This window comes from Ralstonia sp. SA306, from assembly GCF_054792405.1.
Map to the genome: position 1 here is coordinate 3,354,574 of NZ_CP096451.1, position 23,090 is coordinate 3,377,663.

At 62.7% G+C, this 23,090-nt stretch carries 26 protein-coding genes and 1 tRNA gene; 21 read left to right on the plus strand and 6 right to left on the minus strand.

Annotation, left to right across the window (positions count from 1 at the left end; all coding sequences use genetic code 11):
* The first annotated feature begins 32 nt into the window (after positions 1-32).
* The 16 genes from M1D44_RS15855 to M1D44_RS15930 all read left to right on the plus strand — a co-directional run bounded on the left by M1D44_RS15855 (position 33) and on the right by M1D44_RS15930 (position 13,403).
* A complete protein-coding gene (locus M1D44_RS15855) occupies positions 33-851 on the plus strand; it encodes a BON domain-containing protein (protein WP_024977289.1) in 819 nt (272 codons plus the stop codon).
* Between the two features lie 133 nt (positions 852-984).
* Positions 985-1,341 (plus strand): c-type cytochrome, encoded by a 357-nt coding sequence (locus M1D44_RS15860; RefSeq protein ID WP_316684498.1) that lies wholly within the window; start codon positions 985-987, stop codon positions 1,339-1,341.
* Positions 1,338-2,630 carry an NAD(P)/FAD-dependent oxidoreductase gene (locus M1D44_RS15865; RefSeq protein WP_316853967.1) on the plus strand — a complete coding sequence of 431 codons (1,293 nt, stop codon included), beginning with the start codon at positions 1,338-1,340 and terminating at the stop codon, positions 2,628-2,630. Before M1D44_RS15860 ends, M1D44_RS15865 begins: the two co-directional genes overlap by 4 nt.
* 137 nt (positions 2,631-2,767) lie before the next feature.
* Positions 2,768-3,655: an EamA family transporter gene (locus tag M1D44_RS15870; RefSeq protein ID WP_024977292.1), complete on the plus strand. Its 888-nt coding sequence runs from the start codon at positions 2,768-2,770 to the stop codon at positions 3,653-3,655.
* Positions 3,656-3,823: 168 nt separating this feature from the next.
* Positions 3,824-4,171: a c-type cytochrome gene (locus tag M1D44_RS15875; protein WP_024977293.1), complete on the plus strand. Its 348-nt coding sequence runs from the start codon at positions 3,824-3,826 to the stop codon at positions 4,169-4,171.
* A gap of 10 nt (positions 4,172-4,181) precedes the next feature.
* On the plus strand, positions 4,182-4,652 hold the full coding sequence (soxY, locus tag M1D44_RS15880; protein ID WP_112186652.1) for a thiosulfate oxidation carrier protein SoxY: 471 nt from the start codon (positions 4,182-4,184) through the stop codon (positions 4,650-4,652).
* An 18-nt stretch (positions 4,653-4,670) separates the two neighbouring features.
* Positions 4,671-4,982 carry a thiosulfate oxidation carrier complex protein SoxZ gene (gene soxZ / locus M1D44_RS15885; RefSeq protein WP_024977295.1) on the plus strand — a complete coding sequence of 104 codons (312 nt, stop codon included), beginning with the start codon at positions 4,671-4,673 and terminating at the stop codon, positions 4,980-4,982.
* Positions 4,983-4,998: 16 nt separating this feature from the next.
* Positions 4,999-5,454 carry a DsrE family protein gene (locus tag M1D44_RS15890; protein ID WP_316853968.1) on the plus strand — a complete coding sequence of 152 codons (456 nt, stop codon included), beginning with the start codon at positions 4,999-5,001 and terminating at the stop codon, positions 5,452-5,454.
* A gap of 40 nt (positions 5,455-5,494) precedes the next feature.
* Complete coding sequence (gene soxA, locus M1D44_RS15895) at positions 5,495-6,295, plus strand: sulfur oxidation c-type cytochrome SoxA (protein WP_037031862.1); 801 nt, start codon at positions 5,495-5,497, stop codon at positions 6,293-6,295.
* Positions 6,292-6,966, plus strand: coding sequence for a sulfur oxidation c-type cytochrome SoxX (soxX, locus tag M1D44_RS15900; protein WP_316853969.1), 675 nt, complete (start codon positions 6,292-6,294; stop codon positions 6,964-6,966). The genes soxA and soxX overlap by 4 nt, the downstream gene beginning before the upstream one ends.
* A 12-nt stretch (positions 6,967-6,978) precedes the next feature.
* On the plus strand, positions 6,979-7,491 hold the full coding sequence (locus tag M1D44_RS15905; RefSeq protein ID WP_428984672.1) for a TlpA family protein disulfide reductase: 513 nt from the start codon (positions 6,979-6,981) through the stop codon (positions 7,489-7,491).
* Positions 7,488-9,209: a thiosulfohydrolase SoxB gene (gene soxB / locus M1D44_RS15910; protein ID WP_316853970.1), complete on the plus strand. Its 1,722-nt coding sequence runs from the start codon at positions 7,488-7,490 to the stop codon at positions 9,207-9,209. The genes M1D44_RS15905 and soxB overlap by 4 nt, the downstream gene beginning before the upstream one ends.
* Before the next feature lie 47 nt (positions 9,210-9,256).
* A tRNA-Ala gene (locus M1D44_RS15915) sits at positions 9,257-9,332 on the plus strand.
* 595 nt (positions 9,333-9,927) lie between these two features.
* Positions 9,928-10,524 carry a hypothetical protein gene (locus tag M1D44_RS15920; RefSeq protein ID WP_316853971.1) on the plus strand — a complete coding sequence of 199 codons (597 nt, stop codon included), beginning with the start codon at positions 9,928-9,930 and terminating at the stop codon, positions 10,522-10,524.
* Positions 10,525-10,759: 235 nt separating this feature from the next.
* Entirely contained in the window at positions 10,760-12,061 is a 1,302-nt protein-coding gene (locus M1D44_RS15925; RefSeq protein WP_316853972.1) for an SAVED domain-containing protein, read from the plus strand.
* A complete protein-coding gene (locus M1D44_RS15930; RefSeq protein ID WP_316853973.1) occupies positions 12,054-13,403 on the plus strand; it encodes a nucleotide-binding domain-containing protein in 1,350 nt (449 codons plus the stop codon). The genes M1D44_RS15925 and M1D44_RS15930 overlap by 8 nt, the downstream gene beginning before the upstream one ends.
* Positions 13,404-13,516: 113 nt before the next feature.
* Here the strand turns inward: M1D44_RS15930 and M1D44_RS15935 are convergent, their stop codons facing one another.
* Entirely contained in the window at positions 13,517-13,990 is a 474-nt protein-coding gene (locus tag M1D44_RS15935; RefSeq protein WP_024977302.1) for a hypothetical protein, read from the minus strand.
* A gap of 685 nt (positions 13,991-14,675) precedes the next feature.
* Here M1D44_RS15935 and M1D44_RS15940 point away from each other — a divergent pair.
* The 3 genes from M1D44_RS15940 (at position 14,676) to M1D44_RS15950 (ending at position 16,700) form a co-directional block, all read left to right on the plus strand.
* A complete protein-coding gene (locus tag M1D44_RS15940) occupies positions 14,676-15,041 on the plus strand; it encodes a hypothetical protein (protein ID WP_316684507.1) in 366 nt (121 codons plus the stop codon).
* Positions 15,042-15,455: 414 nt separating this feature from the next.
* Entirely contained in the window at positions 15,456-15,740 is a 285-nt protein-coding gene (locus M1D44_RS15945; protein ID WP_024977305.1) for a hypothetical protein, read from the plus strand.
* 99 nt (positions 15,741-15,839) lie between these two features.
* A complete protein-coding gene (locus tag M1D44_RS15950; RefSeq protein ID WP_316853974.1) occupies positions 15,840-16,700 on the plus strand; it encodes a transglutaminase-like domain-containing protein in 861 nt (286 codons plus the stop codon).
* A 14-nt stretch (positions 16,701-16,714) separates the two neighbouring features.
* Here the strand turns inward: M1D44_RS15950 and M1D44_RS15955 are convergent, their stop codons facing one another.
* From M1D44_RS15955 to M1D44_RS15965, 3 genes are all read right to left on the minus strand, one after another.
* Positions 16,715-16,975, minus strand: coding sequence for a hypothetical protein (locus M1D44_RS15955; protein ID WP_024977307.1), 261 nt, complete (start codon positions 16,973-16,975; stop codon positions 16,715-16,717).
* Positions 16,976-17,285: 310 nt separating this feature from the next.
* Entirely contained in the window at positions 17,286-18,344 is a 1,059-nt protein-coding gene (locus M1D44_RS15960) for an MBL fold metallo-hydrolase (protein WP_316853975.1), read from the minus strand.
* 14 nt (positions 18,345-18,358) lie between these two features.
* The gene (locus M1D44_RS15965; RefSeq protein WP_316853976.1) at positions 18,359-19,207 is read right to left on the minus strand and encodes an NAD(P)-dependent oxidoreductase; all 849 of its coding nucleotides are present in this window, start codon (positions 19,205-19,207) and stop codon (positions 18,359-18,361) included.
* A 167-nt stretch (positions 19,208-19,374) separates the two neighbouring features.
* Here M1D44_RS15965 and M1D44_RS15970 point away from each other — a divergent pair, with 167 nt between their 5' ends.
* Both M1D44_RS15970 and M1D44_RS15975 read left to right on the plus strand, forming a co-directional pair.
* Positions 19,375-20,256 carry a LysR family transcriptional regulator gene (locus tag M1D44_RS15970; RefSeq protein ID WP_316684511.1) on the plus strand — a complete coding sequence of 294 codons (882 nt, stop codon included), beginning with the start codon at positions 19,375-19,377 and terminating at the stop codon, positions 20,254-20,256.
* Between the two features lie 342 nt (positions 20,257-20,598).
* A complete protein-coding gene (locus tag M1D44_RS15975) occupies positions 20,599-20,901 on the plus strand; it encodes a hypothetical protein (protein ID WP_316853977.1) in 303 nt (100 codons plus the stop codon).
* A gap of 22 nt (positions 20,902-20,923) precedes the next feature.
* On the opposite strand, the gene M1D44_RS15980 is transcribed toward M1D44_RS15975, so the two are convergent.
* Together M1D44_RS15980 and M1D44_RS15985 are read right to left on the minus strand one after the other, a co-directional pair.
* Positions 20,924-21,544, minus strand: a complete 621-nt coding sequence (locus tag M1D44_RS15980; RefSeq protein ID WP_024977312.1) for a c-type cytochrome — start codon at positions 21,542-21,544, stop codon at positions 20,924-20,926.
* A gap of 39 nt (positions 21,545-21,583) precedes the next feature.
* Positions 21,584-22,924: a cytochrome C gene (locus M1D44_RS15985; RefSeq protein ID WP_316853978.1), complete on the minus strand. Its 1,341-nt coding sequence runs from the start codon at positions 22,922-22,924 to the stop codon at positions 21,584-21,586.
* Positions 22,925-23,090 lie beyond the last annotated feature (166 nt).

Here is a 23,090-nt window from a genome sequence, read left to right on the forward strand (position 1 = left end):
CTTCTTTCTTCCGGACTTCATTCAAGGACAGCATGAAACTCTCGTCGCCTACGTTTGCCCGCTTCCGTCACACGGTCAAGCGCACCGCCGTGCTGGCCGCTCTGGCCGGCATTACCGCAACGCAGTTGACCGCCTGCTTCCCGCTGTTTGCCGGCGCCGTGGCCGGCGGCGTGGCGCTCGCGACCGACCGCCGCCCGACCGCCACCCAGACCATCGACCGCGGCCTGCAGATGGAAGCCGAGAACACGCTGATCTCGCGCTACGACGGCCGTGCCCACGTGAACGTGACGGTCTACAACCGCAAGGTCCTGCTGACCGGCGAGGCCGGCACCGAGCAGACCAAGCAGGAGATCGGCCAATATGCACAGAAGCTGCAGAACGCACGTGAGGTCGTCAACGAGATTGTGGTGACGCCGGTGTCGAGCACCTTCGGCTCGCGCACCAACGATACGTACATCACCACCAAGGTGAAGAGCGTGCTGGCCGGCACGGAAGGCGTGCCCTGGAACTCCATCAAGGTGACGACCGAAGCACAGACCGTTTTCCTGATGGGCGTGGTAACCGAGGCCGAAGGCAACAAGGCCACCGAAGCCGTGCGCACGGTGGGCGGCGTGAACAAGGTCGTGAAGGTGTTCGACTACGTGAGCGAAGACGAGCGCAAGCGCCTGGACGCCAATGCCACGTCGACCAACGCGTCGACGGCGCCTGATGCGTCGCAAGGCACCCCGGCGCCGGCGCAAGGCACGCCGACGGCCACGCAGGCCCCGGCACCCGTCACATCGGCCTCGCCTGGCGTGACCGTGTCGCCGACCAACTCGCCGGCGCTGCCGCCGGGCAAGCAATTGCCGTAAGCCACGTCCGCAACGTCGCTTCGCAAGGAACGCAGCCACCGTGCTGCGTTTTTTGTTGGCTGCGCGCATCACAGGGCACATGGCAGGCCGTGCGTGTTAGCGTATGACGCTTCCGCGACTTCGCAGCCCCCCGATGCCCGTCGTCCACCGCCTTGCCACCGCAGCATTGCTTGCGACGCTGCTTACTGCCCCTGCGCCCGATATGGCCCATGCGGCCGATCGCCCACCCTCCAATCTGCAGGCCCGCACCTGGGCCGCCACGTGCGCAAGCTGCCATCACGCCGATACCGCGCCCGGTGCCAAGCTCCCTGCGCAGACGTTGCTACCGCTCGCAGGCCGCTCGCAGGCCGAGCTGATCGACGCGATGCAGGCATTCCGCAACGGCACGCGTCCGGCCACGGTGATGGGCCAGATCGCTCGCGGTTACGACGATGCGCAGATCGTCGCCATTGCCGGCTGGCTGTCGCGCCAATCGCAGGAGGCGCCATGAGTGAGTCGCCGCGCAAGGATCGACGCGCAGTCTTGCGCGCGCTTGGGGCGTCCGCGCTGGCCGGGCCGCTGGCCGCATGCGCATCGCTGTCGGGTGTGCGCAATGCGCGCGTTGTAGTGGTTGGCGGCGGGTATGGCGGCGCGACGGCAGCCAAGTATGTGCGCGTGTTTTCTGGTGGCCATGTCGACGTGACGCTGGTTGAGCCGAACGCCGCGTTTGTCTCGTGCCCGCTGTCGAATCTCGTGCTGTCGGGCGACCGCGACATGGCTTCGATCACCGTGCCGTATGACGCGCTGGTCGAGCGCCACGGCGTGCGGTGGGTGCGCGATCGCGCATCGGCCATCGACCTTGGCGCAAAGCAGGTGCGGCTGACCGGCGGCGGCACGCTCGATTACGACCGGCTGATCCTCTCCCCCGGTATCGACTTCGTGCCGGGAGCAATCCCGGGTCTCGCCAATGCGGGCACTGCCGCGCAGGCGCCGCACGCATGGAAGGCCGGCATGCAGACGCTGGCGTTGCGCCATCGGCTCGAAGCCATGCCCAACGGCGGCACGGTGGCGATCAGCATTCCGCTGGCGCCATACCGCTGCCCGCCCGCGCCATACGAGCGCGCGTGCCTGATCGCCCATTGGCTGCAGCGCGCCAAGCCGGATTCGCGCGTGCTCATCCTCGATGCCAACGACGACGTCACCTCCAAGGGCGCGCTGTTCAAGCGCGTCTGGGCCGAACGTTACTCACAGCACATTGAATATCGCCCGCAATACAACGCCGTCGACATCGATGCCACGGGCCGCGTGCTCAAGTTCGATGTGCAAGACGACGTGCAGGCTGATGTCGTCAACCTCATCCCCCCGCAGCGTGCCGGCGCGATTGCCGTGCAAGCCGGGTTGGCGACGGCCAACGGGCGCTGGTGCGAGGTGGACTTCCTCTCGTTCGAATCGAAGGTGGCGCCGGGCGTGCATGTGATTGGCGATGCCATCCAGACCGCGCCCCTCATGCCCAAGTCGGGCCACATGGCCAACCAGCACGGCAAGGTGGCCGCCGCCGCCGTGGTCGCGATGCTGGCCGGCCACGCGCCCGATGCATCACCGCTGTACACCAACACCTGCTACAGCTTTGCCACCCCGGACGAGGCGATGCACGTGGCGACCGTGCACCGCTACGACGCGGCCGAGCACACCATGGTGACCGTGCCCGGCGCCGGCGGGCTTTCCGAGGCGCCTTCCGCAGCGGAGGGCAAGCTGGCGCAGGGCTGGAGCCGCGCCATCTGGTCGGACATGTTGGGTTGAATGTGAGGCTGAAGGTGACGCAGAAGGTGAGGCCCCGGGCACAAACAATGCGCAAGATTGTGCAAGTCGTGTAAGCGGCCCGCGCCTACAGTGCGTCATCTGGCCGCACGGGCGGCCGTCCGAACCTTCCGATCATCATGTCTCCCAAGGATCTGCTGCTGGCCCTGACCGTTGTGCTCGTGTGGGGCGTCAACTTCGTCGTCATCAAGGTGGGCCTGCATGGCGTGCCGCCCATGCTCCTGGGTGCGCTGCGCTTTGCGCTGGTCGCGTTTCCGGCCGTGCTGTTCGTGCCACGCCCCAAGATCGCGCTCAAGTGGCTGGTCGCCTATGGCGCCACGATCAGCTTCGGGCAGTTCGCGTTCCTGTTCTCCGCCATGTATGTGGGCATGCCGGCGGGGCTGGCCTCGCTGGTGCTGCAATCGCAGGCGTTCTTTACGCTGACGATTGCGGCCATCGTGCTGCGCGAGCCGATCCGCTGGTTCCATCTGGCCGGCATGGCGGTGGCCGCGGGCGGGCTGGCGATCATCGGCATGGCGGGTGGCGGCTCGGTCACGGGCATGACCACCGCCGGTTTCCTGCTGACGCTGTGCGCGGCGTTTTCGTGGGCCAGCGGCAACATCGTCACCAAGCGGATCGGGCCGGTGAACGTGGTGAGCCTGGTGGTGTGGGGCGCCGCCATCCCGCCGATTCCGTTCTTCCTGCTGTCGTACTGGCTGGAGGGGCCGGAGCAGATTGCGCATAGCCTGGCGAACATCAGTGGGTCGAGCATCGGCGCGATCGTCTACCTGTCTTTTGGTGCCACCATCTTCGGCTACAGCCTGTGGAGCCGCCTGCTGGCGCGCTACGCAGCCAGCCAGGTCGCGCCGCTCACGCTGCTGGTGCCGGTGGTGGGGCTGGTGTCTGCCGCCGTGCTGCTGGGCGAGCGCCTCGTGCCCGCCCAATGGCTGGGCGGCGCGGTGGTGATGGCCGGGCTGCTGCTCAACGTATTTGGCGGCCGGCTGGCGGCGCGGCGGGCGATGGCCTGACGCCGCACCCCATCAGCAGCAAGCGCCCGGGCCGAAAGGTACCGGGCGTTTTGCTGTGGGGGCGACATAGGATTTGGCCTACTTCGGGCACAATACCGGGTCCAATCCCTACCCCTGCGACCATTGGCCCGCACACGCATGCGGGCAGCCTCGTCTTCTGGAGACCACATGAAGTTCGCCCCCACGCTCGCCGCTGCGGCGGTGCTGGCCGGCCTGGCGCTGTCCGCCACGCCCGCGCTGGCCACCGTTGACGCTGCCCGCGCGCTGTCCATCGCTAACCAGAACGCCTGCATGGGCTGCCACGCCGTAGACCGCAAGCTCGTTGGCCCGGCCTACCAGGACGTTGCTGCCAAATACAAGGGCGATGCCGGCGCGCAAGCCAGGCTCATCAAGAAGGTGCGCGAAGGCGGCATGGGCAACTGGGGCCAGATCCCGATGCCGGCCAATCCGAAGATTGCCGATGCCGATCTGAAAACCGTGATCGACTGGGTGCTCGCGGGCGCCCCGGCCAAGTGAGGAACGGACGATGAATGATGCAATCAACCTGAGCCGCCGCGACGTGCTGCGCGCTGGCGCCATGATGGCGCTGCTGGTGTCCGCCGGCATTGCCACGCCGGCCCAGGCAGCCGAATGGAACAAGGCCGCCTTTGCCGTCAAGGGCGTGAACGAAGTGCTCAAGCAACTGGGCGGCGGCGCGGTTGAAAAGGGCGGCGCGGGCATCCAGCTCACCGCACCGGACATCGCAGAAAACGGCGCCGTGGTGCCGCTGGTCGTGACGAGCACGCTGCCCGGCACCGACCTCATCGCCATTCTGGTGGAAAAGAACCCGAACACACTGGCCGCAACGTTCGCCATTCCGGCCGGGACCGACCCGTTTGTCAGCACGCGCGTGAAGATGGGCGAGACCTCCCATGTCTACGCCGCCGTGCGCGCCAACGGCAAATGGGTGCTGGCAGCTAAGGAAGTAAAGGTCACCCTTGGTGGCTGCGGCGGTTAAACATCAGGAGAACACACCATGGCAGACCCGATGCGCATTCGCGCAATGGAAAACGGCGGCACCACCGACGTGAAGATCCTGATGAAGCACGACATGGAAACCGGCCAGCGCAAAGACGCGTCCGGCAAGGTCGTGCCAGCTTGGCACATCACCAACGTGACGGTGCTGCACAGCGGCAAGACGGTGCTCGACGCGCAGTTCGGCCCCGCCGTGTCGAAAGATCCGTTCCTCAATTTCAAGTTCAAGGGCGGCGCCAAGGGCGACAAGGTTACGGTCACGTGGGTCGACAACCACGGCGACAAGCGCACCGACGAGACGTCTATCCAGTAAAGGCCCGGAGGCCCAAATGCGACGCAGCTTCTTTCGTGTGACCGCCGCGCTGGCGGCCTTGGGTGTGGCCGGCAAGGCCGCTGCCCAGAATGCCCCGCGCGCTGGCGGCGCCGGTGGCCGCTACAAGGTGGTCTACCAGTTGAGCGAAGGCATCGACCAGGCCATGCGCGCCATCGGCAACCTGCGCAACCATCTGAACGGTGCGCCCGGCACGAAGATCGTGGTGGTGGCGTTCGGCCACGGCATCGAGTTTCTGGTTGAAGGCGCCAAGGATGCGCAAGGCCGCCCGTTTGATGCGCCGGTGGCCGCGCTGGCCGCCATGGGCGTGGAGTTTCGCGTGTGCCATAACTCGCTGATGGCCTTCAAGGTGCCGGAAGACAAGCTGCTGCTCGAAGCCAAGGTGGTGCCCGCCGGTGTGGTGGAAATCACGCGCTTGCAGCAGGAAGAAGGTTTCGCCTATATCAAACCGTAGGCGACCCACGGAGGGGACCGTGAAACACAAGACATGGACGATGGTGCTGGCTGCGGCGTTGGCAGCCGGCGGCGCCGTGATGGCATCCGCGCAGGATGCCAAGGACAGCACCGCCGCCGGCATCGCGCAGTACCGCGAAATGCTGGCTGACGGCAATCCGGCCGAACTCTGGGAAGCCGCTGGCGAAGAACTCTGGAAGAAGCCCGCCGGCCCGAAGCAGGCCTCGCTCGAAGCGTGCGACCTGGGCCTCGGCCCCGGCGTGGTGAAGGGCGCCTACGCCAAGCTGCCGCGCTTCTTCAAAGACACCGGCCGCGTGATGGACGCCGAACAGCGCCTCATGTATTGCCGCATGACGCTGCAGGGGCTGACCAAGGAAGAGGCTTCGGCGCGGCCGTTCTCGTCGCCGGGCAAATCGTCGGACATTGAACGGCTGATGGCCTACGTCGCCTCGGAATCGCGTGGCGCGGCCATCGACATTCCGCTCGCCCACCCCGAAGAAAAGCGCGTGTACGAACTCGGCCGTCGCATGTTCTTCTACCGTGGCGGCGCGTACGACTTTGCCTGCGCCACGTGCCATGCCCAGCCGGGTTTGCGCATCCGCCTGCAAGACCTGCCCGATCTGCTGACCGCCGACGGCGCGCGCTATGCGTATTCCACATGGCCGGGCTATCGCGTCTCGCAGGGCGAGGTACGCACCATGCAGCATCGCCTATACGACTGCCTGCGCCAGCAGCGCTTTCCGGAACCGCTCTACGGCAGCGAGGTGATCACCGCGCTGGAGATGTTCCTTGCCCGCAACGCCAACGGCGGCAAGATGGACGCGCCGTCCATCAAACGATGAGGCCACGCATGACTCGACTGACCCCCATCGTTCTGACCGCGCTGACATTGGCGCTGGCTGCCGGCACCGCGCACGCAGCGGACGCCACCTCCAAGGCCGTCACCGCGCCCAAGCCCGACGCAAAGGCCGACGCCGCGCTCGCCAAGGTGATCCACGAGAGCTTTGTCTCCAAGGGCCCGGCCACCGTGGAAGGCGTGACCGAGCGCGACGACGTGCAGAAGATCTGCAGCCAGTTTGCCGACCGCAACGCCGTGCCCGCCGCCGTGGCCAAGAAGCTGGAAGACGCGCAGCTCAAGACCATCCATTACCCGGCTGACGACAAATGGCTGGGCGACTGGAAGGCCGGCGAGAAGACCGCCCAGAACGGCCGCGGCATGCAGTTCTCCGACCCGGCCGGTATGGTCAACGGCGCCAACTGCTACGCGTGCCACCGCCTCTCGAAAGACGAGGTGTCGTACGGCACCATCGGCCCGTCGCTGTACCAGTACGGCAAGCTGCGCGGGGATTCGGAAGCGATCCTGCGCTACACCTGGGGCAAGATCTACAACTCCAACGCGTATGCGGCGTGCTCCAACATGCCGCGCTTCGGGCACAAGGGCATCCTGACCGAACAGCAGATCCGCGACGTGATGGCGCTGTTGTTCGACCCGGCATCGCCAGTGAACCAGTGACCCAGTAACGCCATGCACGCGCTTCGACGGTTCCTGATGTGGGCGGCAGCGGTGATGGTGTTTGCCGCCACGCAGTTTGCCAATCATGCACAGGCCGTTGAAGTGGGCGATGTGGTTGCGCTGCCCGACCTGCAATTGCTCGACGGCACGCGCGTGCCGGGCGACGCGTGGCGCGGGCACCCGGTCATCATCGCCACGTGGGCATCGTGGTGCCCGTTCTGCGCGCTGCAGAACCCACGCCTGCAAAAGCTGGTCGACGCCACGCGCGGTACTGACCTGCGCATTCTCACCATCAGCATCGACGCCAACCCCCAGCTCGCGAAAGACTACGTCGCCAAGCGCAACTTCACCTTTCCGGTGACGATGGAAACCGACGCGCTGTGCGCCGCCACCGGCCCGCGCAAGGGCCTGCCCGAACTGCTCGTGCTCGACGCCAAGGGGCGTGTGGTGCGCAAGGAAGTTGGCGAGATGCTTGAAGACGACGTGGCCGACCTGGCTCGCTACGCGCACAGCAACACACCATGAACCGCCGCGAATTCGTTCAAGCCCTGGCGATTGCCGCCGCCGCCGGCCTGCGTCTGACCGACGCCCACGCTGACACGTTCAGCTACGACGTACCCCGTTTCGGCAACGTCCACCTGCTGCACTTCACCGACTGCCACGCGCAGTTGCTGCCCATCGAATACCGCGAGCCCAGCGTCAACCTGGGCGTGGCGCAATGGGCCGGGCAGCCGCCGCATCTGGTGGGGCACGCGCTGCTCAAGCGGTACGGCATCGCGCCCGGCTCGCGCGCCGCGCACGCGTTCACGTCGCTCGACTTTACCGAGGCTGCGCGCCGTTACGGCCGCATGGGCGGCTTCGCGCATCTGGCCACGCTCATCAAGCGCCTGCGCGCCACGCGCCCCAATGCGCTGCTGCTCGACGGCGGCGACACCTGGCAGGGCTCCGCCACCGCGTTGTGGACGAACGGCCAGGACATGGTCGACGCCGCCCTCGCGCTGGGCGTGGATGTCATGACCCCGCACTGGGAGATGACCTACGGCGCAGACCGCGTGCGCCACGTGGTCGATCACGACTTCAAGAACAAGGTCGCCTTTGTCGCGCAGAACATCCAGACGGCAGACTTTGGTGATCCGGTATTCGACCCGTATGTGCTGCGCGAGCTGAACGGCGTGCCGGTGGCCATCATCGGGCAGGCGTTTCCGTACACGCCCATCGCGCATCCGGCCGATTTCACGCCCGACTGGACGTTCGGCATTCAGGAAGAGCGGCTGCAGAAGATGATTGACGAGGCGCGCGGCAAGGGCGCCAAGGTGGTCGTGCTGCTGTCGCACAACGGCATGGATGTCGACCTGAAGCTCGCCTCGCGCGTGCGTGGGTTGGATGCCATCCTCGGCGGGCATACGCACGATGCGGTGCCCGCGCCCGTCAAGGTCAGCAACCCGGGCGGCGTGACGCTCGTTACCAACGCGGGCGCCAACGGCAAGTTTGTCGGCGTGCTCGATCTGGATGTGCGCGGCGGCACCGTGCGAGACATCCGCTATACGCTGCTGCCCGTGTTTGCCGATCTGCTGCCGCCCGATCCGGCCATGACGGCGCTGATCAACCGCGTGCGTGCGCCGTACCAAGACAAACTGGGCGAAACGCTCGCCACCAACCGTGGCCTGCTGTACCGGCGCGGCAACTTTAACGGCACGTTCGACCAGCTCATCGTTGATGGCCTCATGCACGCGCAGGGCGCCGAGATTGCCTTCTCGCCCGGTTTCCGCTGGGGCACCACGCTGCTGCCCGGCGACGCACTGACCGTGGAAGCGCTGATGGCCCAGACCGCCATCACATACCCCGCCACCACGCTCACCGAGATGACCGGCGCGACCATCAAGACCGTGCTGGAAGACGTGGCCGACAACCTGTTCAACCCAGACCCGTACTACCAGCAGGGCGGCGACATGGTGCGCACCGGTGGCCTGCGCTACACCATCGACCCGATGAAGCCCATGGGCCAGCGCATTACCGACATGCGCCTGGGCCCCGGTGACGGCCAGCCCATCGACGCCGACCGCCGCTACAAAGTGGCCGGCTGGGCTGCCGTGTCGCCCGAAGCGCGCAAGGCTGGCGGCCGCCCCGTGTGGGACGTGCTGGCCGACTGGCTGCGCGACCAGCGCGAAGTGACCGCCGGGCCGCTCAACACGCCGCGCATTGTCGGCATGGAAGGCAATGCGGGCATGGAAAACGCAGGTTGAGCCCCGATTGAAAGCGCCCCGGAAGTTCGGGTAGACTCATTTTCCACGGGCCGATAGCTCAGCTGGGAGAGCGCCGCGTTCGCAATGCGGAGGTCGGGAGTTCGATCCTCCTTCGGTCCACCAAGTTATTGGCAGCGTTTGATCAGCGATGCCCCAAAAAACCCGCGAAGCGATGAGCCTCGCGGGTTTTTTATTGCCCGCATTTTTCGACTCCATCGCATTCTTCCTGGGCGCCGTATCGGTTGGTGTAATGCAGGTGCTTACCTCTTTCGATTTACGACCGAGGTAGCGCCCGGGGTGTGGCTCAAAAATACCGCCGCTCCAGCCATGGCGCTTTCCCCTTAAAAATCAACGAGAAACATCGAGACAGGCGAAGAGCCGGGGAAGGGCGTTCGGCAGCTGCGAGGCGTTATCTATTTTTGAGCCTCAGCAAGGCGCGCGTGCGATACCCCAATTTGTGGCATTTCGCGCCGGATAAATTCGTTGTAGCGTAGGTGTTCGCCGGAAGCAGGAGCACCACTTATATCCGGCCAGCGGATTATGTCCGGCGCGGTTCCAGCAAATAACAAACAAGCCGCCATAGAAAGGGGTGAGGGTCGTGGGAGTACAAGGTCGCGATTGGTTCAGAGGCCGTCGAGAGCCGCAGCTGCGCAATCCCGACTGGCAGAAGGAATACGCCCGCTGGTATGGCAAGCCGCCTCAGGGTGACAAGCAGGGCGTGCACTGGATCGTTTCCTTGATGCTGTGGGTGGCCGTTCTTCTGGTCGTCTACATCGCTGCGAAGCAATTGCGGCTCACCGGCAATGGCACGGCCGCACCGAGCCAGCAGGCTGCTTCAACACAGCCGGCGCCCACCACGACACTGCCACCGCGCCAGCCCATGCCTGCTGCGCAGCAGCCCACGGCACGCGCCACCACGCCTGCCGCTGGCGTGAACAAATGCGTGATTAACGGACAGACGGTCTACACGGAAGCGCCGTGCGGGCAGGCGATGCGCGCACTCGTCGGCAATGCGTCTACCGAGGCACCCAGCAACGCTCGTCAGCGTGAGATGGAAGAGGCTGCAGCAGCAGCGAAGCGCGCGGAAGAGCAGCTTGCGCGGCAGTGGGATCAGCGGATGGCGCAGCGGGATCGGGACTTGGCGGCTGAGCAGATAGCTGTTCAGCAGCAGGTCAGCGCTACGAACGCGGAATGCGCGCGGCTTAAGGCGGATCGAGATGGGATTTTGCGGCTGTCTGTGACCACGCAGCAGATGTCTCCGTGGCGGGACAACTTGAACTACGTTCGTAAGCGGATGAATGAGCTGCGTTGCTGATGTGTCGCAATGTAGAGACTTGCAGCTCGTGAGAAATCGGATTCTTCCTTGGCGATTGCCACGAAGCGAATGCAGGTCGCGCGGGTAGTAGAACACGTAGCGGCACATAACATCCAATGCAACTGTTCGAGAGCGGTATTCGCAGCCTGCTGCTCTGATGTCAATCGGGAAGCAACGGATGGCGGGCGGCCCCACGAAGCTGCTCGCACGGATATACCTACCAGAGAGGAACCCCTTGGCTTTCGGAGCATATCAACTTCCTCAGCCTGCCGATTGGCAGGCATTCGAAAGATTCACCCGCGACTTGTTCGCGGCGCATTGGAATGATCCCACGGCAGAAATGAACGGACGTGCTGGCCAAGCCCAAGCGGGGGTCGACGTATACGGCACGAACGTGAAAACCGGAAAGACGGAGGGTGTTCAATGCAAGGGAAAAGACGGCCGCTATGGGCATTCGGTAACTAAGGCGGAGTTGCGCAAGGAAGTCGAGAAAGCACTGAAATTCAAGCCGGCTCTTAGTTGCTACTACTTGGTTACAAGTGGAGTTGCCGATGTGGCGGTACAAGAGGAGGCCAGACTCATCACGGAGGCTCATGCCAAGGTCGGAAAATTCCCGGTTCGGGTCTTCGGTTGGGATCAACTGTTGGCCATCTTGAAAGATCACAAGAAGGTGGCACGGGAGCACTTCCGCTCGCTGCATCTAGCCCTGCTAGAGGTGAATGCCCCTGCGGAGCTTATCGCCATCTGCCACCAATCCTTCCAACACGCTGGACTCTTTGATCGCGTGGATCCGGTTGCGGCGGCCGAAGGCTTCCACCAAGTACACATGGACGCGTCACCGCATTTCGAGAATGGAGTCCTTGACGTTCGCAGCGCGCTCGCTCTTCAGCGCAATCTCTATCGTGACGTCTCTGCACAGTTGCGTGCTCATTCCAAGGCGACGGTAGCCTATTTCGGAATCACCCACATTCCCCTTGCGATGCACGCCGGTTCAGCGGTGTCGACGAAACAACCCGTCCGACTATATGAGTTGGATGGGGCCTCTGCTGCTGGTGACTGGAACCCGTTGCTGGACAGCGATGGACCAGATCTAGGTGTGAAGCTAGCCGATATGGGCGGGCCGGTGGGAGGCCCTGATGCAGTGATCCAAGTGGATGTGAGCGCTAGAGTAGCCAAGGCCGACATTGAACAGACTATTGACAGACCGTACCGGCACTTCGTAGTGAGCATCGAGGAGCCAAAGCGCGGCGTGGTCACACATCACGACCAGGCTCGTGCGATTGCAAACGCGTTTCGAGAGGCCGTGGACCGAATTCATAACGAGAATCCTGCGACGACCCAACACGTCTTCGCCGCGACACCCATGTCAGTCTCCTTCCGTCTGGGTCAGATGGTGAGCCGCACCATGCACCGCTCTGTGCTCGCCTACAACTATTCGCAACGAAGCTCGCCGCCCTACTACTGGGCGGTGGATTTGGTGGCCGCTGACAGCGATCCGGGCCAACTTTGGATTGCGGGGGATAAGCGCAATGTTTGATGTATCGAAGAATCTGAACACTTTCTACGAAAACCACGTCCGGCTAGGGGCGAAGCTGCGCAACGATCTGGGCGGCTACCGCGATCTGAATCTCCAGCGCTTAACTGATGGGTTGAAGGCCCTGGGAGAAAAAAAGGGCGTTGTTTGCGGAACGTTTGCTGACAGCAAGAACCAGGGTAGCTATGCCATGCACACCCTAAATCAATGCGAGCACACCGACTACGACATCGATGTAGCCGTCATTTTTGAAAAGGACGATCTCCCCGACGGTGCCGCTGATGCCAGGGCGCGCGTGCGCGATGCCCTCCTTGAGAAGTGTTCTAACTTCACCAAAGAGCCGGAGGCCCGAAAGAACGCCGTCACGATCTGGTATGCCGACGGCTATCACATCGATTTTGCAGTGTACCGGCGCCGGACGGACTGGTTGGGCACAACAGTGATCGAACATGCTGGTGGAGACGAGTGGGCCGAGCGTGACCCTATGGCATACACAGATTGGTTCACTCGCCAAGTGGATTCCCAAAGCCCACCCACGTTCTTGCAGACTGTTCTGGGCTCATCGGTGTCAGTGCCGAAAGGGCAGTTGCGTCGCATCGTCCGTTTCGTGAAGGCATTTGCACGGTCTCGGTCGGCATGGGTTCTGCCGGGCGGCATTGTTATCACGAGCCTTGTGTGCGAGGTCTACAAGCCGCATACGTCGCGTGACGATATTGCTCTGGTCGATACTCTTAAGGCGCTTCTTGTGCGGCTGAAAGGCTCCATTGAGGTGGAGAACCCGGTTCAGCCGGGCGTCTACTTTACGGCGTCAGACCGCCGACGCGGGGAGGTGGAGCGGTTACGGGACGCACTAGAGGAGAAGCTGCCGAGCCTGGAGGTCCTGTATGAGGCTGGCTGCACGCTGAAACAAGCGCTGGGCGCGTGGGACGCTATTTTTTGGCATGACTATTGGTCCAGCGCTAGGAAAGCCGCTGCATCTTCTGTTGTGGCGGCTGCGGGATTGGCCATTGAGTGTTGGCTTGCCAAGAAAAGCGAGGGGGCAGTCTATAAACAGCACATCAACGACTCCTTCTTGCCTAAGGGCATCCATCTCCGGTTCACTGCGAAACCGGAGGGAGTCGCTCCTCCTTACAACGTTCGCTGGTCCGTGCGTAACGAGGGCCACGAGGCGCAAGAGGCAGGGCAGCTTACGCACGACAAAATGAAAGGCGCTGGTGAGCCCTATTGGACGTCGACCGCCTTCAGGGGGCGCCACAAAATGATTTGCGAAATCGTGAAGGACGGGGTAATCGTGCGCCGCGCCGAGCACTTTGTTCGTATCGCACCGGGCCGTCGTTTCCTTTAGTTGAATGCACAGAGATGCCCAAACGATGTCCAACAAAAAAGCCCGCGACCCCAAAAAGCATCGCGGGCTTTCTCCCATCTAGGCCGCCATCAAACCATCAGCAGCCCCTCACCTCACTCCCCAGCCACCTCCTCCACCTTCTTCCGTGGCCCCCGACTAAACCGCGCCGATAACGTCCGTCGCGCCGATTCCAATCCTTCCCCTTTGCCCGCAACCTTCAGGTACGTGTAACCCTCCAGCGCGGCTGTCATCAGATCACTGCCCATCGCCAGTTGCGAATCCTGCATCCTTTCCAGCAACTTCTCCACGCGGGCGAGGCGAGGGCGCAGGGTGTCAAAGCCCACCAAGTCACGTCGCATTTCCTGCAGGTTGAAATTGGCAGGAAGCACGCCGGGGTTGTTGCTCAGCAGTTCCACTGCCTGGCGGCAGAACGCTTCTGACTTGTCGCCCATCTTCATGAGCGTGCTGCGCTGCTCGACTGACAGGCCAATCAGGCCGACGAGCTTTTCTTCCAGTGTCTTCAGCGCACCGTCAATGGCGGTCAGGTCGGTGGCGCTGGGTTGAAACGAGATCAAGTTCTGAGACATTGCGTTCCTTCTAAAGCGGATATCAACGTCATGCCGATTGGCACAACCCGGTGAGGTTGGCTACCGCTGCGGCGTATCGCAATGCTGTACACAACTTTTGACGGGAAACCGCTCGCACATGGGGCGGGCAAGCCCGCTCACGCCGTTCGAGTGTTGGAGCGAGAAGCGCGAGCCTCGGACTATCGAATTCGACTCTCTGAGACTGACGCTCGACCCTCAGACAGTGAAGTTCGAGTGTTTGAGGCTCAAACGCGACCCTCAGAGGGTGGAATTCGACGCTTTGACACTGACGCTTGACCCTCAAACAGTGAAACGCCAGTGTTTGACCCTCGCGTTCCACTCCCTGAGGGTGAAGCGCCACTGTTTGAGGCCGGAGCGTGACCTTCCGACCGTCGCTGCTGGCGAATCAATAATCCAACTTTCGCCGCTGCCCCCGTCGCTATAATCCATCCCGCTGCCGCACCAACGGTAGCCGGGTCTGGCGATCCGACATACTCACAACGAGCGTCCGCTTGGCGGATACGTTCGGGCACACTCGCGCATGCCTCCTACGGCGGGCCGGGTGGGGAGACCGCAAGGTCTGCCGGTTGCCGTGAGTACCGGTTCGCCAGCCCCGCCGTCAGGCCCGCCACCTTCGTCTGGCGACGAGAAGGCGGACCTCCAGTCAACACTCACGGAGGCTCCCATGCCTATTGCAGACGAGACGCGCCCCGCGTCGTATCCATCTCCGCCAACATCGCAACCCCCACCGCCCACGTCATCCGACACAGGCAGGCTCACCAAAAACCGCACCTACCTGAACGGCGCCATTGCAGCGCAGGCATATCTGAAGCGCACACGCACCGCCATGCGCTCACACGGCCAGTGCCGGCCGGGCATGCTGCGCGAGCAGCTTCAACATTTGTCCGCGCACGCATTTCCGCCGGCCTTCATCAAAGGCTTTGTCGATGCGATTGATGCCTACGTGTCGATGTCGCTCGGGGGCCGCGATGTTGATCCGCAAACGTGGGATGTACTTGCCGCCGTAGAGCGGCGTGGCTACGGCCAATAAAAACAGATTGACGCATTCCCGTGACGGGCGGGAATGCCGCGCAGATGGGGCGCGGTAAGGGTGATAGTTCTGCGGATGAACGACTTGCATTGCTGACTTGGCAACCCGCGGCATCACAGCGCGCAATGCGACGCGCAGCGCTTCAAGAAATACCGGCGCCCACGCTACGGATATCGGAGTAGAGTGGGGTACGGATATCAGCGGGGCGCATCGTCGGCCCCGGCACAAGAGAAATTTGCCTCGCCTCTGATCGACGCGTCGCGGACGTTCTACCTCGATCCAGCCTCCCAAGCTGCCTCTCCGAGTCGTTTTTCAGCACGGCTCGCATTCACCGCCCCCGGGCATTCTCGCCTTGCCATCAGAGCACCAAGGGCGTAGCCCCGGCCTGCTTGCTTTTCCTATGGGAGATCCACCATGGATACCTACCCGACATCCTTCTACAAAGGGTTCGCGATTTACCCCCTGATTTACCCATTCAACCCGCCGCGCGAGTGGCACGAGAAACGCCCCGACCGCGCGTACAGCGTCTCGGTCGTCATCTGTCTTGAAGGCGAGACGATGGACGATGAGCGCTCCCGCGTCTTTCGTCTAAGAGGCGAGCCATGGGACAACGTAGGCGCTGCGAAGCGCGCGGCCACGCAGGGCGCAGAGGACATCATCAATGGGCTCGTGCCGGGCCAATCTATGGCCGGCGAGTAGACCGTTCCATGAGGTCAAATCGGAAGGTCTGTCCGGTGGCGCTCTCAAGGGCCACCGTCTACGCAAACGACCCAGCCATGCCGGGCGTCAGGAGGTCGAATGGTTCGAATGCAGTACTCAATCTGCCTGGCTTATGAGATTCGCGATCAGGCCGCAGACTTCATCTTCAATTTTCACGCGGCGCAGACCGCGCGGCAGACAATCGTTGCCGAATCACTGCAACTGACCCCCGCGATTCCGACCACGCTTCAGACGGAACCGACCTTACTGAATCGTCATCTACGGGTGCGAGCACCGCGTGGCTATCTCGCCATCAACTATGTGGCCACCGTTGAGATGCGCCACTTGCTCAAACCGCCGCAGTCATTGTTTGAAGTTCGCATTGCGGATTTGCCGCTGGATGTTATTCCCTTCCTGGCGCCCAGCCGCTATTGCGAATCCGACCGCCTCATGGCATTGGCGCGCCGCGAGTTTGGCGGGTATCAGCGCGGGTATGCGCTTGTCCTTGCGATTCGGGATTGGGTCTGCCGGTATGTGCAGTTCATCCCGCTATCGACGAGCGAGCAAACCTCTGCGGTGGGCACATTGGTGGATCGGCATGGTGTATGCCGGGACTACGCCCATCTGATGATCGCGTTGTGTCGCGCGCTAAGCATACCGGCCCGTTTCGCGACGAGCGTCAACTACGGAGCCGACCCTGCTCTCGGCCCCAATGACTTCCATGCATTTGTAGAGGTGTACCTGGGCAACCAGTGGAATCTGCTCGATCCATCAAACGGATCGATGCCCATGGGGCTCCTGCGGATTGGTACCGGGCGCGATGCCACTGAAGTGCCCATCGCAATGATCTTTGGCGATGTCGAGCCGACTCGCCCTCGCGTCGAGGTTCAAGCGCTCACAAGCGCTGAGCTGAAGGCCGATATGCCAATGGCGACCGACCAAGCAATCTGCACTTGGTAAGGCACCTGCGCTGCCTACCATTCCTGCGTGGCCGGAGGTACATCCTCGGGGCCAAGAATGACGTCCACCGCGGCGCGCCCCGCCACCTCTCCTACCAAGTGCGCCCAACGCTTGGAAAAGGGTCCCCCATGAATCTTGATCCGCTTGCCCAGCGCTATCACGCCAGCGGTCTCAAGGGGGCCTTCGATCCGGAACCACAGATCAAACATGTCTTCAGACGTCTCAACGAGATCCACATGAATCTGAAAGCCGCGATACTCGGTGGTGCGTGTCATATTGCCTCCGGGGTGCGCTATTTCCTTGCGCCAGGATCTCAGCTCTAGCTTCAGAACACGTCCCGCCGTAAAGGGGTGAACCGCCTTAGGCTCTTATCGTTCCCGCAGCGAACGCCGCGAAGAACGGCAAGGTCGGCATCGAAGGCTCTGCACGGACTGCCGAGTGCGCTGACAGGGTCAGCGCCTGATGCCCAATCTACGCGCATTGCGGTCGGGCTTGGGACTTATTTAGTCGGCGCGCTGCGCTCCCCTGCCGAAACTAGCCTGGACCAGTTGCCCGAAGGCATACGACGATGGAAATCGTAGTGACTTATTTCCCAGCCGAGTAGTTGAGAGGAATCCAACGGAAGCCATGCTTATCCGTCTGCAAATGCCCTAGTCCCGGAAAAGGAACGTGGGCGGCGGCGAAAAGTATCTTGTCCTTGGCGATGCGGGTGAATTCCTTGATGCGTTCCTGTTCGGCCAATGGGCTGTTGCTATCGAACGAAACGGTGACCGTCGGATCCTCAAACTGAATGGCCGCGACATGCACGATGTCGCCCACGACCATCAAGCGACTTCCTTGGCTCTCGATCATGTAACCCACGTGCCCGGGTGTATGTCCAGCGCTCTGGTACGCATGGATGCCGGGGCTCAGCTCTTGGTTGCCGTCAAACGGCCGCACGCGGCCTGCCCTGATGTAGGGCTCCATGATCGTCATGGCGCGGCGATAGCTGCCTTTTTGGTCGCCGCGATTGCCCTCTGGCGCCTTGGCCATGTTCGCCTCGCTCAGCCAGTAATCCAGCTCACCACGATTGACGCGGACGATCGCATTGGAAAAGCGCATGTCTCCATCCGTCGTCAGCCCACCAATATGGTCTGCGTGCATGTGCGTGATGTAGATTTCATCCACCTGGGACGGCGCGTAACCGGAGGCCTTCATGTTGGCTGCCAGCCTCCCCAGGCGCGGGCCGAAGAGGTTGCCTGCGCCGGTATCGATCAGAATCAGTTTCGGACCCGTATTGATCAGGAAGGCGTTGTAGGACGTTTCGAGCGGACTTTGCAGGTAATCCTCTGCCAGCACGTCGTCGACCTTCTGCGGTGTGGTGTTCGTCAGAAACTGGTCAACCGGCAATTCCAGTGTGCCGTCATTGAGTGCGGTGATCTCATAGCCGCCCAGCATGAAACGGTAAAAGCCTGGCGCTGAGCTACGTGCAAGGGGAGCGGCCGCGTGGGCTGCAGACTGCAGCAGCACGGACATTGCCAGAAGGCTGCAGAGGGCAAACAGCTTGGTCATTGGATGTCGGTATTTCATGATTGCCTTTTCTATATCGGTGTCCGCATCGGCGTCTAAGCGGCGCAGCGGGAGTGCGGTTTGGGTTGGCAGCAATATGGCCGCCTACTTCATTTCCCACCCAAGGTGGCTCTGACCATGGCTGACCAGTCCTGGTCGCCGTAGCCGGCATCCACAGCGTCCTGCATGCGTGCATAAACGATGTCGAGCATAGGTAGCTCGCCGTTGGCGTCCCGTGCGGCTTCTTTCGCTAGCCGCAGATCCTTCAGGCCTAGCGTGGCCTTGAAGCCTGGCGGGTATTCGTTCTTGATGATGTTGCCGGAGTAGGTCTGGTAGGGGCGCGTGCCAAACAGGGTGCCGAGGATCAGTTCCAGAAAGCGTTCCCGCGGCACTCCATGCGCTTCGGTCAGCACCACCGCTTCGGCCATCGCTTCGATCGCGAAGCTGATCATCATGTTGCACGCCAATTTGGCGGCATAGGCCATGCGCGGATCGTCGCCCATGCGCCAGATGCGCTTACCGATCACCTCCAGCGCTGGCTTGACCTTATCGATCGCGGCCGGGTCACCGGCGGCAAGAATGTTGAGTTCGGCCCGCGCAGCGACATCAGGCCGTCCCAGTACCGGCGCTGCGACAAGGGCGATGCCGCGGGCGCGATGATGATCCGCCAGCTCTTGTGAAAACGCAGCCGAGATCGTGGACGCCACCACATGCACCAAGCCAGGCCTTGCCTGCGCCAGCAGATCGCCTTCCATCAGCACGCTGCGAATGGCAGAGTCGTCGGACAACATGGTCAATGCCATGTCGGCTTGCAATGCCTGCATTGGCGTATCCACCATTCGCAAGCCTGCGACGCTCCCGCCTGAGCGATTCCATGCGACAACCTTGTGGCCGGCCGCAGCCAGGTTGCGTGCGATTTCCCGGCCCATCGCACCAAGGCCGATGATTCCGATTTCCATTTGCGTTGCTTTCTCCAGAAGTCAGGCCCCCAGCTCGAACGGAGCCAACCGGGCCGTTGACTGCAGCCGATCGTTCGGCATGCGATGGAGCGTAGTCTCGCAACGTTCGATACTGTTCATCAACTGAATATAATGAACACTGTCCGTTCAGTTTTGTAAGGGGTGGCATGGAGTGGAGTGATGTGAGGATCTTTCTTGCTGTCGCCCGCACGGGCACGCTCGGTGCCGCTGCACGGGCTCTGCGCGTGAGCCACCCGACCGTGGGCCGGCGATTGCGCGCTTTGGAAGAGGCCACAGGGCAGGTGCTGTTCCAACGGACGGCCGACGGTTTCGTTCTGACAGAAGAAGGGATGGGCGTGCTTCCTCTTGCCGAGCAGATCGAAGAGGGCGCGCTGGCGATGGAGCGGAGACTGGCCGGGAAGCAACAAGCGCTCGACGGCACGCTACGTGTGACCTCCGCCGACTGGTTCGGCGCCTACGTGTTGCCTCCGGTGCTGGCGGCGTATGCGACCAAATATCCCCAAGTCCAGATCGAGGTGCTCACCGGAACGCGCCTGTTCAATCTGGCGCAACGGGAGGCTGATGTAGCGTTTCGCATTGTCCCGTTCGAGGAGCAGGACATCGTCCAGCGGCGGTTGCTCCAGATGCGCTATGGCGTCTATGTGTCTGCCACCGGGCCCGCCCCGATCGCTGGCGACGGCAGCGGATATCGGCTGATCACGCCGGATGTATTAAGCGGGTCGTTTCCGGACACGGCATGGCTGAGAGAAATGTTCCCGAACGCAGGCGTGGCGCTGCATTCGAACAACCGGAACGTCAAAGCGCAGATGTGCGCGATGGGAATGGGCATTGCGGTGCTGCCGCGCCCGCTGGGTGACCAGACCCTCGGTATCCGCCGGCTGGAGCTGGACGTGGAACCGCCGCATCGCGAGATCTGGATGGGCTACCACCGCGACTTGAGGCGGCTTAACCGCTTGTCTGCATTCGTTGATTTGACGGTCAGACATCTCGCCAACTCTGCGTTTGATGCCTCTGCCAGATCGCCGTGAATCCCCAACTTTGCGCGCGAGGAGCAGCCATGGGCCGGATGATGTCTATCGGCCAATAGCGGCCAGCCTCATTGGCCCGCACCGCCGCCGCCAACCCGGCCGGCGATGCGAGACCCAGCGCAACGCCTACACCCCCGCCTCAATCAAATCCGAAATCTGCACCGACGCCCCGCGCAAAGTCAGTCAGCGCGCGGGCGCGCCGTCGATGCGCTGTTGTGCCGTGAACTGGCCGGTCTTGGGGATGGCCCGCCAGAAACGCACGTTCTCGGTACGCTCAAAAAAAAAGCAAACCACTGCAGAGGATGGAAGGATGCTGACGAACTGCGGGGACTACGTTCAGACATGACGATCGACGAGCTTCATACATTCCTGAGCAGCACGTTCGATTTGGTCACCGACCCAGTGGAGCGGGGCGGCGCTCTCACGTACTTCCTCGGCAACGTGGTGTGGCACCCGGGGGCGACCACGCGCATCCTTCGTGTTGGGTGTGGTGTGGACAACCACGTCAGCCACATCAAGCTGTGCGTCTCGTCGGACAACAATAACAGTGTGTTTGTACCGTTGCCCGTGACGTGGCCGGAGCTTGAGCAGATCGTGGCCAACGAGATTTCGCTGCATGCACGGGGTCGGCTGGTGAGTACCTAGGCCAGGTTGGTTCTGCACCCTGCTACTGAGCCTGCAAAAACGCAGCAACCGCTTTCGCTTGGTCGTCCGACAGCGTGTGTGCAACGGCGCTCATCACGGGAGCGTTGGCGCGCGTGCCGTTCTTGAACACCGCAATCTGCCGTAAGAGATAGGCGTCATGCTGGCCCGCCAGCCTCGGGAACGTTGCGTTGCCCTGCGCTTGCGCCCCATGACACGACGCGCATGCTGGTACGCCTTCCGCAGGCAGGCCGTGCTCGAAAATCTCTTTGCCGCGCGCCATCAGTGCCGGGTCACCCGCAGGGCCGGCAGGTGCAGTCTGCCGCGCATAGTATTCGGCCAGGGACGCAATGGTTGCGTCGTCCAGCTGCGATGCAATACCCCACATGAAGGCCTGTGCATCGGTCTCACCGCGGCCACGGGTGCGGAAGCCTTTCAACTGCGCTTCCAGGTACTGCGGTACCTGTGCGTCCAGGCGCGGAAACATCGGCGCTTCGCTCTTGCCGTGCACCCCATGGCACGAAGAACACAACTGCGCGGCAAGCTTCTCGCCATCTTGCGCGCCCGCCATGTTCGACCAGCCGATCATCGCCAACGCTGCCAGCGCGGTCAGCCAGACTCGCCTGGGCTGATGGAATCCTTTCATGGCGTTCTCCCCCCTCGCATCTTCGCGCGTGACCTACGGCTAGAACATGAACCAGCCAAGCAGGTAAATCGTGTTGTTGTCGACCGCGTTTCTGCCGTTGCCGTCGTAATTGGCATGGGCGCCGTTGAACTTCAGGAACCACGTGTACTGCAACGCGAGCCTGATCTGCGGATGCGGTAAATAGTCCAGCTCCAGGATCACGCCTTGCGTGTCTGGTCGCCCGTTGGCGCTACCGGTCACAGGCGCTTGGGCGTACAGGCCGGGGTCTGCGTTGCCTGTTGTTGAAAAGTACGCGACCGACCCCCCGTACTTGCGCTGGTAGTAGTACGACGCTTTGGCTTTGAAGGTATCGAGATGATCGGTTGGGTTGGCCGGAGTGGGGCCCGCGCCGATGCCACCGCTCGGGAAGCTCGCCCGCCAGTTCTGTTGCTCGTGGATCCATGCCATCTGCGCCGTGAACGCATGGGTCATGGTCAAGTACTGGTACTGCGCGTCGAGCGCATAGTCTTTGAAGCGATCGGTTGGTGTGCCCGGCATGGTGTTGTCGGGGTACCGGTTGGCCAGCAACCCGAACGTGCCAAACATGACCGAATGCGAGCCCCATTCCTGGTTGTATGCCAGACGCCAGTACGGGTTCGCGCCGCTCAAGCGCGCAACGCCGCCCGGGGTTGCGGTGTCCTGCCCAGCGCGGAACACAGAGAAGGCCTGATCGGCAGTCCGATAGGCGCCCAGTTCTGCGTAGATATGGCGTTGCCAGAATGCGTATGCGCTGGCGCCTACCACCTGCTGCGCCAAACCACCGTCGACAAGGGTGCCCGCCAGGGGAGGCACGCCGATGCTGGGAGCGGCATAGGGATACCCGAATGCCGGCGTGCTGTTCCACACGTCAGACACCGTCGGGTTGTTGTTGACCGTGACGCCGTAGATGAACTCGACGTCCTCGCGCGTGAGGTGCCATGCGGCGCGGATATCGGTGTTGTCCAGCGCGCTGTGGTGCGCAATACCGTCGTACGTCCACTGAGCGAAGGCACCCACGGGCCCCGCAATGCGCCCCGCATAGAACAGGCTTACCTGCTGCGGCACCGTGTCTCCGTTGCGCACGAAGTCGAAGTTGTCCTGATCGATCGTCCGCGTGTTGGTGCGCGAAATCTGCACCATGCCCGAGAGCGGAATCGTCTTGTTGTTGGCCAGCGTATAGCCGGTCATCTTGAAGAAGCGGCCGAAGGGGGTCAGTTCAGGAAAGCTGACGTGGCACGCCATGCATGCCATCCCGGTCTGACGCGCGAAAGCCGGTACCGCACTGGCTTGTCCCGACCACGCCACAAGCGCACCGATCAGCAGCCCCGCGAGCGCACGGAGCGCAGTAATGAGACGTCGCATGGTGTCCCTCCCCAATGTTTTTTTCGGTTTTTTCACCAGCACGTACGACCATGAAAGGCGCTATGGCCGCAGCTGTCAAACCTTCCGGCGGCATTCGCCTGATACGGATCAACTTATTTCGAGTGCCACAAGGCACGGGCGTGCCTGCAGAGAGAGGCGGCGCAAC

What these genes read in the sequence shown, in the direction of transcription:
- M1D44_RS15855 (WP_024977289.1), top strand. Translation starts at nt 33, where the DNA reads ATGAAACTCTCGTCGCCTACGTTTGCCCGCTTCCGTCACACGGTCAAG.
- M1D44_RS15860 (WP_316684498.1), top strand. Translation starts at nt 985, where the DNA reads ATGCCCGTCGTCCACCGCCTTGCCACCGCAGCATTGCTTGCGACGCTG.
- M1D44_RS15865 (WP_316853967.1), top strand. Translation starts at nt 1,338, where the DNA reads ATGAGTGAGTCGCCGCGCAAGGATCGACGCGCAGTCTTGCGCGCGCTT.
- M1D44_RS15870 (WP_024977292.1), top strand. Translation starts at nt 2,768, where the DNA reads ATGTCTCCCAAGGATCTGCTGCTGGCCCTGACCGTTGTGCTCGTGTGG.
- M1D44_RS15875 (WP_024977293.1), top strand. Translation starts at nt 3,824, where the DNA reads ATGAAGTTCGCCCCCACGCTCGCCGCTGCGGCGGTGCTGGCCGGCCTG.
- soxY (WP_112186652.1), top strand. Translation starts at nt 4,182, where the DNA reads ATGAATGATGCAATCAACCTGAGCCGCCGCGACGTGCTGCGCGCTGGC.
- soxZ (WP_024977295.1), top strand. Translation starts at nt 4,671, where the DNA reads ATGGCAGACCCGATGCGCATTCGCGCAATGGAAAACGGCGGCACCACC.
- M1D44_RS15890 (WP_316853968.1), top strand. Translation starts at nt 4,999, where the DNA reads ATGCGACGCAGCTTCTTTCGTGTGACCGCCGCGCTGGCGGCCTTGGGT.
- soxA (WP_037031862.1), top strand. Translation starts at nt 5,495, where the DNA reads ATGGTGCTGGCTGCGGCGTTGGCAGCCGGCGGCGCCGTGATGGCATCC.
- soxX (WP_316853969.1), top strand. Translation starts at nt 6,292, where the DNA reads ATGAGGCCACGCATGACTCGACTGACCCCCATCGTTCTGACCGCGCTG.
- M1D44_RS15905 (WP_428984672.1), top strand. Translation starts at nt 6,979, where the DNA reads ATGCACGCGCTTCGACGGTTCCTGATGTGGGCGGCAGCGGTGATGGTG.
- soxB (WP_316853970.1), top strand. Translation starts at nt 7,488, where the DNA reads ATGAACCGCCGCGAATTCGTTCAAGCCCTGGCGATTGCCGCCGCCGCC.
- M1D44_RS15930 (WP_316853973.1), top strand. Translation starts at nt 12,054, where the DNA reads ATGTTTGATGTATCGAAGAATCTGAACACTTTCTACGAAAACCACGTC.
- M1D44_RS15935 (WP_024977302.1), bottom strand. Translation starts at nt 13,990, where the DNA reads ATGTCTCAGAACTTGATCTCGTTTCAACCCAGCGCCACCGACCTGACC.
- M1D44_RS15940 (WP_316684507.1), top strand. Translation starts at nt 14,676, where the DNA reads ATGCCTATTGCAGACGAGACGCGCCCCGCGTCGTATCCATCTCCGCCA.
- M1D44_RS15945 (WP_024977305.1), top strand. Translation starts at nt 15,456, where the DNA reads ATGGATACCTACCCGACATCCTTCTACAAAGGGTTCGCGATTTACCCC.
- M1D44_RS15950 (WP_316853974.1), top strand. Translation starts at nt 15,840, where the DNA reads ATGGTTCGAATGCAGTACTCAATCTGCCTGGCTTATGAGATTCGCGAT.
- M1D44_RS15955 (WP_024977307.1), bottom strand. Translation starts at nt 16,975, where the DNA reads ATGACACGCACCACCGAGTATCGCGGCTTTCAGATTCATGTGGATCTC.
- M1D44_RS15965 (WP_316853976.1), bottom strand. Translation starts at nt 19,207, where the DNA reads ATGGAAATCGGAATCATCGGCCTTGGTGCGATGGGCCGGGAAATCGCA.
- M1D44_RS15970 (WP_316684511.1), top strand. Translation starts at nt 19,375, where the DNA reads ATGGAGTGGAGTGATGTGAGGATCTTTCTTGCTGTCGCCCGCACGGGC.
- M1D44_RS15975 (WP_316853977.1), top strand. Translation starts at nt 20,599, where the DNA reads ATGACGATCGACGAGCTTCATACATTCCTGAGCAGCACGTTCGATTTG.
- M1D44_RS15980 (WP_024977312.1), bottom strand. Translation starts at nt 21,544, where the DNA reads ATGAAAGGATTCCATCAGCCCAGGCGAGTCTGGCTGACCGCGCTGGCA.
- M1D44_RS15985 (WP_316853978.1), bottom strand. Translation starts at nt 22,924, where the DNA reads ATGCGACGTCTCATTACTGCGCTCCGTGCGCTCGCGGGGCTGCTGATC.